This is a genomic window from Pseudomonas sp. NPDC090233, assembly GCF_044772285.1.
Taxonomy (GTDB): Bacteria; Pseudomonadota; Gammaproteobacteria; order Pseudomonadales; family Pseudomonadaceae; genus Aquipseudomonas.
This window is the reverse complement of sequence record NZ_JBIVYQ010000010.1, coordinates 88,446-103,772: the sequence shown is the minus strand read 5'-3', so window position 1 is coordinate 103,772 and position 15,327 is coordinate 88,446. Positions and strand designations below refer to the sequence as shown.

Here is a 15,327-nt window from a genome sequence, read left to right as displayed (position 1 = left end):
TAAGCGTCCAAGAACGAAACGCTATAGTCGCTGGCAAATTGCCAAACACTTGAACTAGAACAAGGAAGCATCGTGAAAAAACTCTTCAGCGCCTCGCTGCTCGCCGCCGGCCTGGCCTTGGGCAATCTCGCCCAGGCCGCCCCGACCCTGCTCAACGTGTCCTACGACGTGATGCGCGATTTCTACAAGGACTACAACCCAGCGTTCCAGAAGCACTGGGAAGCCGAGCACAACGAGAAGGTCAATGTGCAGATGTCCTTCGGCGGTTCGAGCAAACAGGCGCGTGCAGTGATCGATGGCTTGCCTGCCGATGTGATCACCATGAACATGGCTACCGACATCAATGCACTGGCCGACAACGGCAAGCTGGTACCGGACAACTGGGTCACGCGCCTGCCGAACAACAGCGCGCCGTTCACCTCGGCCACCGTGTTCATCGTGCGCAAGGGGAATCCCAAGGCGCTGAAAGACTGGCCAGACCTGCTCAAGGACGGCGTGCAAGTGATCGTACCCAACCCCAAGACATCGGGTAACGGGCGCTATACCTACCTCTCGGCCTGGGGCTATGTGCTCAAGCAGGGTGGTGACGAGACCAAGGCCAAGGACTTCGTCGGCAAGCTGTTCAAGCAGGCGCCGGTGCTCGATACCGGTGGCCGCGCTGCAACGACTACCTTCATGACCAACCAGATCGGCGACGTACTGGTGACCTTCGAGAACGAAGCCGAGATGATCGCCCGCGAGTTTGGCCGTGATCAGTTCGAGGTGGTCTACCCGAGCGTGTCGGCCGAAGCCGAGCCGCCGGTAAGTATTGTCGACAAGGTGGTGGCGAAAAAAGGCACTCAGGCCGTGGCCGAGGAATACCTGAAATACCTGTGGTCGCCAGCGGCCCAGGAAATCGCCGCGCAGAACTACCTGCGCCCGCGTGACGCAACGGTACTGGCCAAGTACACCGACCGCTTCCCGAAAGTCGATTTCCTGTCGGTGGAGAAGACCTTTGGTGACTGGCGTACCGTGCAGAAGACCCACTTCAATGACGGTGGGGTGTTTGACCAGATTTATACCGGCCAGTAATTGATGTAATCAGTCCCGGCCTCATCGCGGCTGAAGCCGCTCCTACAGGCTCCGCGCGGTACCTGTAGGAGCGGCTTCAGCCGCGATGAGGCCGACATTAACACCAGATACCATCGAACTTTCCACCCTCACCACCAATCAGTTCCTTGAGTAACCCTGCCCCGCTCACCCCGGCCCAAGGAGTACTCCAGTGCTGCGCTACTTATCCACCCTGCTGCTCGGCTGCCTGCTGAGCACCCACCTGCTGGCCGCAGACCCCGCCCCCACCGAAGAACAACCCACTGAACCGGAAGCGGTCCTGCAAGGCGGCCTGCTGGGTGCCCTGGCCGACGGCCTGGACAGCGCCGCCCAGGAGCTGGACCTCGACGCCCACCTGGTCGACGCCTGGCGCCTGCGCACCGACCGCGCCGCCAAGGAAATGGAACGCCTGGTCGACCGCCATTCGGCCACTGATTCGCTGCAACTGGCGGGCAACTTCATCCTGCTGACCCTGACCTGGGCCGCCAGCTTCGCCGTGCTCACCAGCCTTGGCCGCTGGCTGTGCAAACGCGTCACCGCCAACCCCTGGCTGCGCCAGCGCCAACGCGCCAGCAGCCTGCTCGGCTACCTGTTGCCGTATACCTTGCCGGCGTTGGCCAGCCTGCCGCTGACGCTCTATGCCAGCCGCTTCCTCGACCCGTCGGTGGCCCGTGCGCTGGGCCTGAGCCTGGCCTATGCGACCAGCAGCGGCCTGTTCTCGACCTCGATCATTCTGTGCCTGATCACCCTGTTCGATGCCGGCCACAAGCGCTCGGCCGTGGCCGTGATCAAGCGCCTGGCGCCGCGCCCGCTGTTCCTCATCGGCTTCCTCGCGGCCTGGAGCGACGCCCTGACCAGCCCGCAGATCGCCCGCCAACTGGGCGGCAACATCACCGCCAGCATCGCGGTATTCACCGGCCTCGCCGCGACCTTCATCTTTGCCAGCCTGGTCATCCGCCTGCGCCGCCCGGTCGCCCACCTGATCCGCAACCGCGATTACAAGGACCGCGTGCAGCACCGCGCCGTGCAGGAAACCCTGCGGATTTTCTCGGTGGTGTGGTATCTGCCGATCCTGCTGATGATTCTAGTGTCGGCCATTCACTTGATCGGCGCGGGCGAAGAAAGCCAGAAGGCGCTGCAGAACGCTCTGCTAACCACTGTGCTTCTGGTCTCCACAGTGTTCCTCAGCACTTTGCTGCAACACCTGCTGGCGCCACGTGAAGCCGAGGCCGGGCAACGGGTACGTCCCTACAAGGAATTGCTGCGCAGCCTCGCCCATGCGCTGCTGCGCATCGCCATGGCGATTACCTTCATCGAACTGCTGGGTCGCATCTGGGGCGTTTCGGTGATCAGCTTTGCCCTGAGCAACAGCCTGGGCCAGGCCATCAGCAATTCGCTGTCGAGCATCGGCCTGATCCTGCTGGTGACCTGGCTGCTCTGGGTGGTGCTCGACACCGCTATCCAGGAAGCGCTCAAACCTGCCGTCGGGCGCCGGGCATCGCGGCAACCGAGTACCCGGGTGCGGACCATCCTGCCGATGCTGCGCAACGCCATCAAGGTCATCCTGATCGTCATCTGCACCATCACCACGATGGCCAACCTGGGCATCAATGTCGCGCCACTGCTGGCCGGTGCCGGGGTGATCGGCCTGGCCATCGGCTTTGGTTCGCAACAGCTGGTGCAGGATGTGATCACCGGCCTGTTCATCCTGATCGAGGACACCATCTCGATCGGCGACTGGGTGGTGCTCGATTCCGGCCACGCCGGTACTGTCGAGAGCCTGACCATCCGCACCCTGCGCTTGCGCGATGGCAAAGGCTTCGTGCACTCGGTGCCGTTCGGTCAGATCAAGGCCGTCACCAACCAATCGCGGCAATTCGCCTATGCGTTCTTCTCGGTGCAGTTCACCTATGACAGCGATGTGGACGAGGCACTGGCGCTGATCCACGAGGTGGGGCAATCGATCAGCGACGACCCGCTGCTGCGCATCAACCTGCAGGGGCCGCTGCAGGTGTTCGGGGTCGACCGCATGGACTTGAACGGGTTCGTGCTGACGGCCCAGTTCCGCACCATTTCCGGTGGGCAGTATGCGGTGAGCCGGGCGTTCAACGAGCGGCTGAAAAAGCGCGTGGACCAGACGGAGAATGTGAGTTTTGCCCAGGTGTATCCGCTGCCGGTGCGCGCTGTTTCGGCTTGAATCAACTTTGGCGGAATACCAAAGCCTTCAACCCCCCCGCCGGATCCGCATCAGGAAACTCCGGCGGATTCTCCAGTCGCTCAATGAAGGCCAAGGTCGGCGCCTGCTCGGCCATCCCTTCGATCAAGAACTCCGGCCCGATGCCCGGGTCATTCACACACGCCAGCACCGTCCCTCCCTCGCTCAACAACTCCGGCAAACGCCGCAAGATCTTCGCGTAATCCTGGGTCAGTACAAAGCTCCCCTTCTGGAACGTCGGCGGGTCGATGATGATCAGGTCATACGGCCCGTACTTGCGCACCTTGCCCCACGACTTGAACAGCTCATGCCCCAGGTACGCCACCCGCGATGCATCGTGGCCATTGAGCCGGTGGTTGTCGCGGCCACGGGACAGCGCCGACTTGGCCATGTCCAGGTTCACCACCTGCTCGGCACCCCCGGCAATCGCTGCCACGGAGAAACCGCAGGTGTAGGCGAAGAGGTTGAGTACCCGCTTGCCGGCTGCCTGTTCACGCACCCAGCGGCGGCCGTAGCGCATGTCGAGGAACAGGCCAATGTTCTGCCGCACGCCCAGGTCGAGCAGGTAGGTCAGGCCATCCTCGACCACCTCGCGTTGCTGGCAGGGCTCGCCCCACAGCCATTGGCCGGGGCTGTCTGGCAGGTAGCGGTGCTGCAGCAGGATCGCCTGACCCGTCCACTGCGGGTGCTGGGCAAGGTTGCACAACATGGCTTCCAGTTCCGCGAGTTGGCCTTCTGGTGGCTCACGGAACAACGCCACCGACAGCACGCCTTGCAGCCAGTCCACGGTGACCTGTTCCAACCCCGGCCAGCAACGGCCGCGGCCATGGAACAGGCGCCGGGTCTCCTGCGGGGCGGGGTCGAGGGCGGTGAGCAGATGCTGTTCGAGGGTCTGGATCGGCGAAGTCATGGCGGGTCGCAAGCTGGTAAAAGGGAGCATTCTACCCTTTGACCATAACCTGCGCCGAACGGAACCACCAACCCTGCTGCATCCCCGCCGCCGCCAGCAGGATCAACGCCACGCCCAGCCACTGCAGCGGCGCCAGCCGATGCCCGAATGCGATCCAGTCGACCAGGATCGCGGCAATCGGGTAGATGAACGACAATGCGCCGGTCAATGCCGTCGGCAAGCGCTGGATGGCGCTGTACAGCAGCACATACATCAGCCCGGTGTGGACGATGCCCAGTGTCAGCAAACTGGCCAGCGCCGAGGGCTCGCCAGGCAGGCCACCGAGCTTGACCCATGGCGCCAGCAACAGCACTCCGGTGGCCACCTGAATCAGAGCGATCAGGTGGGGCGGCGTGCCTTTCAGGCGTTTGATGATGAGCGCGGCGACGGCATACAGAAAGGCCGCCCCCAAGGCCAGGCCGATGCCCAGCAGGTAGTCCTCACCACTGCCCTGCCCCGCGCCATGGGCGCTGACGATCGCCAGCATGCCGAGGAACGCCACGCTCAGCCAGGTGACTTTGGCAGCGGTGATCTTCTCGCCAAGAAACACTGCCGCCAGCCCCACCAGCATGAAAGGCTGGACGTTGTACACCGCCGTACCGATGGCGATCGAAGCCCGCGAGTAAGAGGCGAACAGCAGCACCCAGTTGCCGACGATGGCCACGCCGCTGACGATTGCCAGGAGGAAGGCCGTGCGGCTGATCACACCCGGTTTGAGAAAACCAAAGGCTGCGCAAATCACCAGCAAGGCGCCGGTGCCGAACACGCAGCGCCAGAACACCACCTCCAGCACCGGCTGCCCGGACACCAACACGAACCAGCCGATGGTCCCGGAAATCAGCATGGCGGCGACCATTTCCAGCGAGCCACGGCGCAATGAACTGTCCATCTCACACCTCCAATCGAAGATGGCCACAGTATGCAGAGGCTGACCGCCACCCTTCCAGCGGATAACCAAGGCGGTTTTGCCATTCAACCTTTACTATCAAGGCAAATCTCTGATTCAACCTGATGAGGCGCACATGACCGATGCCATCGACCAACTGCTGATCAATGCCCTGATGGAAGACTCCCGCCGCTCGCTGAAAGCGCTGGCGCAGATCAGCGGCCTTTCCGCCCCCAGCGTCAGCGAACGCCTGCGCCGTCTGGAAGAACGCGGTGTGCTGCGCGGTTACACCGTGGATGTGGACCCGCGCAGCTTCGGTTATCAGCTGCAGGCGATCGTGCGTATCCGCCCGCTGCCTGGGCAGCTGCAGGAAGTGGAGCGGCAGATCGTGGCCATTCCACAGTTCACCGAGTGCGACAAGGTCACGGGCGAGGATTGCTTCATCGCCCGGCTGCACGTGCGTTCGATGGAGCAGCTCGACACCCTGCTCGACCGTATCAATGTGCTCGCCGAAACCAACACGGCGATCATCAAGAAAAGCCCCGTTAAGCGACGTCTGCCACCGATGGACTGAACCGAACAGGAGCCTGACTATTTTTTGTACACATTAATGTCACCTTAGGTGCCATTTTTGTGTGCACGATTGCTAGCAATGCACCGATACGTTACACAACGTTTCCAACTAAATCTGACCGCAAGATCAAGTAAATCCATACTTAAAAATTAAACCTGTTCATTTGGTCAAGTTATAGTTATTTGATTTCATCGACTTATCTTCTAGCAGTGGAGATTCAGATTAGTGGCAGTCTGATTACTGGTTTCGGCCTGGCATGGAACTCGCTTTTGTGTGTTCGTGTTTTGTATACACGTCGAACAAAACATAAATACACAAGAACCCGCGGCGCTGGCCCAACCCCCGGCAGCCGCGCCCAGAACCCAGTGATGCCAACGCTGCACCGACGAGATGGCGAGCCCGTGCGCATGCCCGCTCATCGCAGTCCACGTGCATCAGGAGCCTGCAGGAATGAGCCTCGACCTTGCCCCTGAATTATCCGTCGCCAGCACCCATCCCTCCTCCCCATTGGCCGGCCATGCGCCACAACTTGAACTCAGCCCGCGCCTGCATAACCGCGATCTCGCCCCGACCAAGGTCGAAGGTCGCCGTTGGGGCGGTTACAGCATCTTCGCGCTGTGGACCAACGATGTGCACAACATCGCCAACTACTCCTTCGCCATGGGTTTGTTCGCTTTGGGATTGGGTGGCTGGCAGATCCTATTATCGCTAGCAATCGGTGCGGCGCTGGTGTACTTCTTCATGAATCTGTCCGGCTACATGGGGCAGAAGACCGGCGTGCCGTTCCCGGTGATCAGCCGTATCGCGTTCGGTATTCATGGAGCTCAGATCCCGGCACTGATCCGCGCGATCATTGCCATCGCCTGGTTCGGCATCCAGACCTACCTGGCCTCAGTGGTGCTGCGGGTGCTGCTCACGGCGGTGTGGCCGCACCTGGCGGCCTACGACCATGACAGCATCCTCGGCCTATCAAGCCTTGGCTGGGTCTGCTTCGTGGCGATCTGGCTGGTGCAGCTGGTGATCCTCGCCTACGGCATGGAGATGGTGCGCCGCTACGAGGCTTTCGCCGGCCCGGTGATCCTGCTGACCGTGGCCAGCCTGGCGGTGTTCATGTACTTCAAGGCCGATGCACGCATCGCCTGGTCAGTAGCCGAGCCGCTGACCGGTTATGAGATGTGGCGCAACATCTTTGCTGGCGGTGCGCTGTGGCTGGCGATCTACGGCACCCTGGTGCTCAACTTCTGCGACTTCGCCCGCTCTTCGCCGTGCCGCAAAACCATCCGCGTCGGCAACTTCTGGGGCCTGCCGGTGAACATCCTGGTGTTCGCGATGATCACCGTGGTGCTGTGCGGCGCGCAGTTCCAGATCAATGGGCAGATCATCGACAGCCCGACCCAGATCGTCGCCAGCATCCCCGACACCGCGTTTCTGGTCCTCGGCTGCCTGGCCTTCCTGATCGTCACCGTGGCGGTGAACATCATGGCCAACTTCGTCGCCCCGGCCTTCGTGCTCAGCAACCTGGCGCCGCGCCACCTGAACTTCAAACGCGCAGGCTTGATCAGCGCCACCCTGGCGGTGCTGATCCTGCCCTGGAACCTCTACAACAGCCCGCTGGTGATCGTCTACTTCCTGTCCGGCCTGGGCGCACTGCTCGGCCCGCTGTACGGGGTGATCATGGCCGACTACTGGCTGTTGCGAAAAGGCTGCATCAACGTCCCGGAGCTGTACAGCGAACACCCGGCCGGCGCCTACCACTACAGCAAAGGGATCAACCTGCGTGCCGTGGCCGCCTTCGTGCCGGCTGCGCTGCTCGCCATCGTCCTGGCGCTGGTGCCCAACTTCCATGCCATCGCGCCGTTTTCCTGGCTGATCGGCGCCGGGATCGCCGCCGCGCTGTACCTGCTGATCGCCCCGCGCAACCGCCAATACGCTGATGTCAGCGGCGAATGCATCGCCGTCGACCACAGCAGCCACTGATCAAGGAGCAGAGCCCATGCGTATTCTGATCGCCAACGTCAACACCACCGCCGCCATCACCGACGCCATCGCCGAACAGGCCCGCAGCGTCGCGTCGCCCGGCACCGAGATCATCGGCCTGACGCCGTGGTTCGGCGCCGAGTCGGTGGAGGGCAATTTCGAGAGTTACCTGGCCGCCATCGCCGTGATGGACCGGGTGCTTGCCTACGAAGGGCCGTACGACGCCTTGATCCAGGCCGGCTATGGCGAACACGGCCGCGAAGGCTTGCAGGAGCTGCTCAACGTGCCGGTGGTGGACATCACCGATGCCGCCGCCAGCACCGCGATGTACCTGGGCCACGCCTACTCGGTGGTGACCACCCTGGACCGTACCGTGCCGCTGATCGAGGACCGGCTGAAGCTTTCCGGCCTGTACGACCGTTGCGCGTCGGTGCGCGCCAGCGGCCTGGCGGTATTGGAGCTGGAGGAAGATCCGCAGCGTGCGGTCGAGGCCATCGTCGAGCAGGCTGAGCGTGCAGTGCGCGACGACAAGGCTGAAGTGATCTGCCTGGGCTGCGGCGGCATGGCCGGGCTGGATGAACAGATCCGTCAGCGTACCGGGGTACCGGTGGTGGATGGCGTGAGTGCGGCGGTGACCATCGCCGAGTCGCTGGTGCGGATGGGCTTGAGTACGTCCAAGGTGCGGACCTATGCCACGCCAAGAGTGAAGAAGGTGGTGGGTTGGCCGATGCAGTTCGGGCGGTAGAGGTAGTTCGCCAATACCGGCCCTTTCGCGGGGCAAGCCGGATCGCCCCGCGAAGAGGCCGGTACAGTCAGCCCATCATCCTGGCCAGCCGCTGCGCGCTGCCACAGGCCAAGGTAAACCCCAATGCCCCATGCCCCAGGTTCAACCAGAGGTTCTGGTAAGCCGTACCGCCAATGATCGGCACCCCGGTCGGCGTCGCCGGCCGCATCCCCGCCCACTCCACCGCCTGGCCATAATCCGCCGCATCCGGCAACGTCTCCCGCGCCAGCCGGCGCATGCTTTCAAGCCGCCGCGCATCCACCGACTCATCGAAGCCGACAATGTCCACCATCGCCGCGACCCGCAGTTGCTGGTCCAGGCGTGCATAGACGATCTTGCGCTCGTAATCGGTGATGCTGACCTCAGGCGCCCGATGTGCCGTGCTGATCGGCGCCGTAAGGCTGTAGCCCTTGAGCGGATAGACCGGCAGGTTCAAGCCGGGTAATGCCAGCGCTGCACTGCGATGCCCGGCGCACACCACCAGGCGCTGCACATCGACACGCTCGTCGCCGCGCTGCAACGCCACGACCTGATTCTGCTGCGTGTGCAACCGCGTCACCGCCTTGCCCAACAGAAACCGACACTGCCCGGATGCGCGCAAACGCTCGGCCAGGCGCTCGCAGAAACGGTGACAGTCGGCAACTTCTTCATCGGGCGTGAGGACGCCACCCACGAACGGCGACTCGGCCAACGCTGGCTCCAAAGCTCTGAGCTCGGTGGCATCGAGTACCCGCTGGCTGAGTGGATCCAGCAAGCGCTCACGCCCACGGACAAACGCCCGCTCACTGCGAAAAGCAACCAGTTTGCCGTTCCGCCGCCAGGCAAAGTCGCCTAGCCCATCTTCCTCGCGCCAGCGCGACAGCGTGGCCTGACTTTCCAGCGCCAACGCCAGCAGGTGTTCGCTGTTACGCCGGTTGACACGGCTGCGGCACGCCAGCATGAACGCCAGTAACCAACGCCACTGCGCCGGGTCCAGGCGCAAGCGCAAACGCAGCGGCGAATCCCCCTGCAGCATCCAGCCCAGGGCCTGCCACGGCACACCGGCATCGGCCAGTGGCGCCACATAGCGGTACGACAACTGCCCGCCATTGGCAAAGCTGGTGGCGGAGGCCAGGCTGTCGCGCGCCTCGATCAGGTCAACTGACAGGCCCTCGCGTACCAGCGCATAGGCCGTCGTCAGGCCAATCACTCCACCACCAATGACCGTTACGTTCTGCTTCATGCATTGCCCCTGTTTCGGCTTCCTTGCCGAGACAGTAACAGCGGATCAGGTCGGGCAGCTATGCTCGCCGCCATTGAGGCCCTGGCGCACGTTGCGACTGAGCAGGCTGGCCTTGCCGTCATGCCAGGTCAGGGTGAGCACATACAGGGTGTCGAAATCATCGCCGCTCCAGTCCTCGGTGATCACCCGCTCATCGCCCAGGGCCTTGCCAGCCACGGTATTGATCAGCTCGGGCAGATAGCCGTGGGACCAGGCCGTATAGACGGTGGCGTTGCGGTATTTTTCGCTGAGCAATTCGTCAGCGAGGTCTTCCGTATCGTTGGCGCCGTAGTCGATGTTCACCGGCAGGCCCAGGCGAATGGCGCTGGGGGTGATGGTCATCAGCGGGCGGATGTAGCTGTAGCTTTCGTCGTTGCTACCTTCCTCCACATGCCGCGACGGGTTGGCAGCGAACACGTAATCGGCGTTGCCGAAGCGCTCCGGCAATAATGTGGCCAAGTCCAGGGCGCGGTTGAGCCCCTGGCAGTTCAACTGCCCCAGGCCCTCGCCGGGTTTTTCGGCATGACGCAGAAACACCAGCGTCTGGGTGCCGTCGACCGGCTCCGCGCGGCTTTCGACCACATCCAGTGCCAGGGGCACGGCTGCTGCGATGAGCGCGAAGCTCAGCAGCAGGTGGCGACGGCGTCGAAGGAATGTTGGCAACTTCATGTAGGCAGGCTCTTTGGCAGACAGTTTCGGGTTGTCCCGCAGCGGGCTGTCCCTGCTGTGGATGCCATCCATGGCCAACGAGTAGGTGTCAGAGTGCCTCCAACCCGTTTGGTTCCTCCGTGAGTGCATATGCCGTTCCCTGGGCACGCCACAGAGTAGGGCCGCTGTGTTGCTGAATAATGTCCGCCGAAGTATGCGCGGGGCTTAGCGCATCTGCTCGGCCCAGCACTTCTCTATCCAGTCGCCCAGTGCCCGCACGCGTTTGGCTTCGTAGCGATTGTTCAAACGCACCAGGTGCACTGGCAGCCCGACCAGCCCCCACTCCGGTAGCAGCTCGACCAATTCGCCGCAACGAATGCCCTCTTCGAACAACCAGCGAGGCCCTGGGTGGATGCCGGCACCTTGGCGCACCGCCTCGAGGATCGCCCCGGCATTATTGAGGTAGAACACCCCGTGAAGCTCGACGCACATTTCCTTGCCATTGCGGCTCAAGCGCAAGCGGGTGCGATGCCGTTCCTGGCCCAAGGAGTAGAGGATCGCCCGGTGGCCAATCAGCTCCTGTGGCTTGGCAGGCCGCCCGTGCGCCTGCACATAGCTGCGGCTGGCGCACAGCACGTTGGGCATGTCGCCGATCTTGCGGGCGACCAAATCTGAGACCGGCAATTCCCCTACCCGCAGCGCCAGGTCGATGGCCTCCCCGCTCAGGTCCAGTCGCGAATCGGACAGCACCAGGTCGATGATCACCTGTGGGTGCAGTTGCTGGAACGCCGTCAACCAGGGCACCAGGTGCCGTTCGCCGAAGTTGACCGGAGCGGTCATGCGGATGGCGCCAGCGATCTGCGGCGAGCCACCGTCGAGGTCTGCGATAACCCCTTCCATCTCGTCGATCAACGGCCTCATCTGTTCATACGCCCGCGACCCCGCCTCCGAGAGCGTGACCTGCCGGGTGGTGCGGTTGAGCAGCCGAACGTTCAGGCGCTTTTCCAACGCAGCGATGCGTCGGCTCACCGAGGAGGGTTCCAGGTCGAAGTCATCGGCGGCCTTGGTCAGGCTGCCGCGCTCGACGATACGGAAAAACAAGCGCCATAGCGAAATGTCATCATTCATGCACGAACCGCAATTCTCTTTTGAATATTGTTCCCTTCAAGTGCATTTATCCCTCAAATACCATCGCCAAGTCCAGGAACAGACAAGTTAAGGAACCAAGGAATGGCGGCCCGGAACGACTCCATTCGGCGTGCGCTGGTATTACTGGCAGTGTGCACGGCCGGTTTGATATTGCCTCTCGAATACACCGGGCCGGCGATGGCCCTGTCGGCGATCGGCAACGACCTGGGCGGTAGCGCGATCGCCCTGGCATGGGTGGTCAATGCGTTCGCCCTGAGCTTCGGCAGTGCGATCATGGCGGCCGGCACGCTCGCCGACCTGTACGGCCGCAAACGCATGTTCTGCTGGGGCATCGGCAGCTTCACGATCCTCTCGGTCATCGTCAGTTGCGCCCAGGATGTGGTGTTCCTCGACGTGCTGCGAGGGCTTCAAGGCATCGCAGCAGCGCTGACCATGGCCGGAGGTTCGGCAACCCTGGCGCAGGAATTCGAAGGCCATGCCAGGACCAAGGCCTACGGCCTGCTGGGCACCGCGTTCGGCCTTGGCCTGGCCTTCGGGCCGGTGATTTCGGGCCTGCTGGTCGAGTTCTTCAACTGGCGTGCGATATTCCTGTTAGGCGCCGTGTTCGGCGGGCTGGCCTGGCTCCTGGCAGCGCCACGGATGCGCGAAACCCGCGACCCTGGCGCACGCCATCTGGACTGGGCAGGCGTGCTGGCCTTCAGTGCCATGCTGGTGGTACTGACCTTCGCCATCATGCAGATTCCGGCCCATGGCTGGTACAGCGTCACCGTGCTTGCCCTGCTCGGCGCCGCGGTCCTGCTGTTGTTGCTGTTCATCCGCATCGAGCAGCGCCAACCACGCCCGATGCTCGATCTTTCGCTGTTCGGCGACCGGCGTTTCGTTGGCGTTCAGTTGCTGCCCATCGCCACGGCCCTGAGCTTCATCGTCTTGCTGATCCTACTGCCGCTGCGTTTCGTCGGTGTCGAATCGCTGGGTACCGGGCAGGCCGGCCTGCTGATGATGGCGCTGTCGCTGCCGATGCTGATGGTGCCGTTCCTCTCGGCGATGCTTGCCCGCCACATCGCCGCCGCCAACCTCTGTTTCGTCGGTTTGTTGCTGGCCGGGCTGGGCCTGATCTGGCTCGCCACCGTCGATGTCGGCAGCCACTGGCTTGTGTTCTGCTGGCCGATGCTGTTGATCGGTGTCGGCTCGGCGATCCCCTGGGGGCTGATGGACGACCTGTCGATCAAGGTGGTATCGGTCGAACGCGCAGGCATGGCGACCGGCATCTTCACCACCATGCGCGCCTGCGGCGAGGCGATTTGCGTGGCGGCGGCACTTGCCGTGCTCAACAGCCTGCTGCAAGGGCAGCTCGCGGGCGCCCTGCCAGGGCAGGACGTTGCAATCGTCGCGGCGGAGCTTGCGACCGGCAACTTCGCGGCGGCGCAGTCGAGCAGCCAGCCCCTGCCCCCTTCCGGGCTCATGAGCCTTTACTCGCAGGCGTTCCAGACACTGTGCTACGGCCTGGCCGCGCTGACCCTCACCGCCGCCTTGGTCAGCCGCTGGGCGCTGCGTGAAATCGCCCCTGTGCCCACCCCCCATACCGCGCCACGCACCGGCCGGTAAAGGTCTGCAAGTTCACCGACCTGTTAAGGAAGTCATGATGGAACGTGACAACAACGCTTGTGGCCAGCTCACCCTGGTCCCGATTGCCCGTGCCTTGGAAGGCATATCCGATGCCTGCTCCGAGCAGATGGCCGAGATCGCCCAGTGGTGTGTCTCGTACCTGTGCAACCCGCATCCGGAACTGGGCCGCACAGGGGCCGTGTGCCCGTGGACGCCGCCCTCGATCAAACGCGAAACCTTCTGGCTGGTCGATATCGACTTCACGGGCCGCACGGAGCAGGCGGTGTGTCGGGACATTCTCGGCCTCATCGAAAGCTTCAAGCAGCATGCGCCCCAGGATGGCAACGCCAGCCAGTTCAAGGCGATCGTCGGTGTGCTGCATGGCCTTGAGGACCCCGAGCGGGTGAACCACTTTCATTCCCTGCTCAAGCCTCAGTTCCTCGAAGCGGGCCTGATGCTGGGCGAATTCTATTCGCTGTGCCCCAAGCCCGGGTTGCGCAGCGACACCTTCAATCCGCTTCGCTCACCAGTGCCGCTGCTGGTCATTCGGGAAATGGTCGAACTCGACATCGCCTTTCTCGCCGACCAGCCACAGTTCGTCGAAGCTTACCTGCGTGCCCATGGCATGCGCGCGAAAGTCGGCATCAACGCCGTCCTGCACCAGCAAAGCCGCCTGTGCCTGAGCCCCGAGCAGGTGGATGTGCTGCGGCGCATCGTCGCCAGCTGAGTACCTTGGACACTATCAATCCCATAGCCATGGAGGCCTGGAAATGCCCGTTCGCATGCCTGAACCGTTTCGAATCAAGATGGTTGAACCGCTGAAGACCACCACCCGCGAATACCGCGAGCACGCCCTGCGCCAAGCGGGCCTGAACCCTTTCCTGCTGCGCGCCGAAGATGTGTTCATCGACCTGCTCACCGACAGCGGCACCGGTGCCATGAGCGACCGCCAATGGGGCGCGATGATGACCGCCGACGAGTCGTACGCCGGCAGCAAGAGCTTCTTCCGGCTCAGCGACACCGTGCAGCGCCTGTTCGGCTACCCCTACACCATCCCGGTGCACCAGGGCCGTGGTGCCGAACAGATCCTCTTCCCCTGCCTGGTGGAGCGGGCAAGGTCGCGTGGTGCATCGACGCCGGTGTTTCTCTCCAATCATCATTTCGATACCACCAAGGCGCATGTGGAGATCGCCGGTGCGCAGGTCCGGAACCTGATCTGCCCCGCCGCCCTGGACACCGCCCGGCACGATGACTGGAAAGGCAATTTCGATCTCCAGGCGCTGACGACCGAGATCGAACTGACCGGTGCTCACCAGATCGCCGCCGTGGTGATCACCATCACCTGCAACAGCGTAGGAGGCCAGCCGGTGGCGATGGACAACATTCGTGACGCCGCTTCGATGGCACGCCAGCATGGCATCCCGGTGGTCATCGATGCCGCCCGGTTCGCCGAGAATGCCTACTTCATCAAACAGCGCGATGCCCGCTACCGCGACCACTCCATCACCCAGATCGTCTGGGAGATGTTCCAACACGCCGATATCTTCACCATGTCGGCGAAGAAGGATGCGATGGTCAACATCGGCGGCTTGTGCTGCTTCCGTGAAGACCAGGCGCTGTTCGCCGAGGCGCAGCTGCGTTGCGTGCCCATGGAAGGTTTCATTACCTACGGGGGCCTGGCCGGGCGTGATATCGATGCCATGGCCGTCGGTCTCGAGGAAGCCTGCGACGAACACCACCTGGCGAGCCGCATCCACCAGGTGACCTACCTGGCCGATCGCCTGCAACAGGCCGGCGTGCCGATCCAGACGCCAGTGGGTGGCCACGCCGTGTTCGTCGACGCCGGCAAGATTCGCCCGGACGTAGCGGGCCATCACTTCCCGGCGCAGATGCTGGTCAACGCGCTGTATCTCGAAAGCGGTGTCCGGGCCACGGAGATCGGATCGCTGATGATGGGCCGGCATCCCGTGACCCGCGAGCAGGAACCGGCGCTGTTCGAGCTGATGCGCCTGACCATTCCGCGCCGGACCTACACCGACAACCACATGGACTTCGTCGCCGACTCGCTGATCGAGGTGGTCGACCGCGCGGCCTCGCTGCGCCCGCTCGACTTCGTCTACGAGCCTGCGGTACTGCGCCAGTTCACCGCGCGCTTCAAGGAAGTCTGAACCCCAGCCAACGAATCAGGAA

General features: G+C 63.1%; 13 protein-coding genes. 8 read left to right on the top strand and 5 right to left on the bottom strand.

Annotated elements, in window-relative coordinates; all coding sequences use genetic code 11:
* The first annotated feature begins 72 nt into the window (after positions 1 to 72).
* Entirely contained in the window at positions 73 to 1,071 is a 999-nt protein-coding gene (locus ACIQUF_RS24425; RefSeq protein WP_403136226.1) for a sulfate ABC transporter substrate-binding protein, read from the top strand.
* A gap of 190 nt (positions 1,072 to 1,261) precedes the next feature.
* Entirely contained in the window at positions 1,262 to 3,286 is a 2,025-nt protein-coding gene (locus tag ACIQUF_RS24420) for a mechanosensitive ion channel family protein (RefSeq protein ID WP_403136224.1), read from the top strand.
* A 1-nt stretch (position 3,287) separates the two neighbouring features.
* On the opposite strand, the gene ACIQUF_RS24415 is transcribed toward ACIQUF_RS24420, so the two are convergent.
* Both ACIQUF_RS24415 and ACIQUF_RS24410 read right to left on the bottom strand, forming a co-directional pair.
* Complete coding sequence (locus tag ACIQUF_RS24415) at positions 3,288 to 4,214, bottom strand: class I SAM-dependent methyltransferase (RefSeq protein WP_403136222.1); 927 nt, start codon at positions 4,212 to 4,214, stop codon at positions 3,288 to 3,290.
* Positions 4,215 to 4,245: 31 nt separating this feature from the next.
* Positions 4,246 to 5,142, bottom strand: coding sequence for a DMT family transporter (locus tag ACIQUF_RS24410; protein ID WP_403136221.1), 897 nt, complete (start codon positions 5,140 to 5,142; stop codon positions 4,246 to 4,248).
* Between the two features lie 133 nt (positions 5,143 to 5,275).
* On the opposite strand from ACIQUF_RS24410, the gene ACIQUF_RS24405 reads away from it, so the two are divergent.
* The 3 genes from ACIQUF_RS24405 (at position 5,276) to ACIQUF_RS24395 (ending at position 8,435) form a co-directional block, all read left to right on the top strand.
* A complete protein-coding gene (locus ACIQUF_RS24405) occupies positions 5,276 to 5,713 on the top strand; it encodes an Lrp/AsnC family transcriptional regulator (RefSeq protein WP_403136219.1) in 438 nt (145 codons plus the stop codon).
* Between the two features lie 450 nt (positions 5,714 to 6,163).
* The gene (locus tag ACIQUF_RS24400) at positions 6,164 to 7,690 is read left to right on the top strand and encodes an NCS1 family nucleobase:cation symporter-1 (RefSeq protein ID WP_403136217.1); all 1,527 of its coding nucleotides are present in this window, start codon (positions 6,164 to 6,166) and stop codon (positions 7,688 to 7,690) included.
* Positions 7,691 to 7,706: 16 nt separating this feature from the next.
* Entirely contained in the window at positions 7,707 to 8,435 is a 729-nt protein-coding gene (locus tag ACIQUF_RS24395; RefSeq protein WP_403136215.1) for an aspartate/glutamate racemase family protein, read from the top strand.
* A 67-nt stretch (positions 8,436 to 8,502) separates the two neighbouring features.
* Here ACIQUF_RS24395 and ACIQUF_RS24390 read toward each other — a convergent pair whose 3' ends face one another.
* The 3 genes from ACIQUF_RS24390 to ACIQUF_RS24380 form a co-directional block, all read right to left on the bottom strand.
* The gene (locus ACIQUF_RS24390) at positions 8,503 to 9,696 is read right to left on the bottom strand and encodes a D-amino acid dehydrogenase (protein ID WP_403136213.1); all 1,194 of its coding nucleotides are present in this window, start codon (positions 9,694 to 9,696) and stop codon (positions 8,503 to 8,505) included.
* A gap of 45 nt (positions 9,697 to 9,741) precedes the next feature.
* Complete coding sequence (locus ACIQUF_RS24385) at positions 9,742 to 10,404, bottom strand: histidine phosphatase family protein (RefSeq protein ID WP_403136211.1); 663 nt, start codon at positions 10,402 to 10,404, stop codon at positions 9,742 to 9,744.
* 204 nt (positions 10,405 to 10,608) lie between these two features.
* Complete coding sequence (locus ACIQUF_RS24380; protein ID WP_403136209.1) at positions 10,609 to 11,511, bottom strand: LysR substrate-binding domain-containing protein; 903 nt, start codon at positions 11,509 to 11,511, stop codon at positions 10,609 to 10,611.
* Positions 11,512 to 11,613: 102 nt separating this feature from the next.
* Between ACIQUF_RS24380 and ACIQUF_RS24375 the strand changes: the two genes are divergently transcribed.
* Genes ACIQUF_RS24375 through ACIQUF_RS24365 form a run of 3 tightly spaced genes read left to right on the top strand, consistent with a single transcriptional unit; the run spans position 11,614 to position 15,305 of the window.
* Positions 11,614 to 13,137 carry an MFS transporter gene (locus ACIQUF_RS24375; RefSeq protein WP_403136207.1) on the top strand — a complete coding sequence of 508 codons (1,524 nt, stop codon included), beginning with the start codon at positions 11,614 to 11,616 and terminating at the stop codon, positions 13,135 to 13,137.
* A 37-nt stretch (positions 13,138 to 13,174) separates the two neighbouring features.
* Positions 13,175 to 13,864: a DUF6875 domain-containing protein gene (locus ACIQUF_RS24370; RefSeq protein ID WP_403136205.1), complete on the top strand. Its 690-nt coding sequence runs from the start codon at positions 13,175 to 13,177 to the stop codon at positions 13,862 to 13,864.
* A gap of 43 nt (positions 13,865 to 13,907) precedes the next feature.
* The gene (locus ACIQUF_RS24365) at positions 13,908 to 15,305 is read left to right on the top strand and encodes a tryptophanase (RefSeq protein ID WP_403136204.1); all 1,398 of its coding nucleotides are present in this window, start codon (positions 13,908 to 13,910) and stop codon (positions 15,303 to 15,305) included.
* Positions 15,306 to 15,327: the final 22 nt, after the last annotated feature.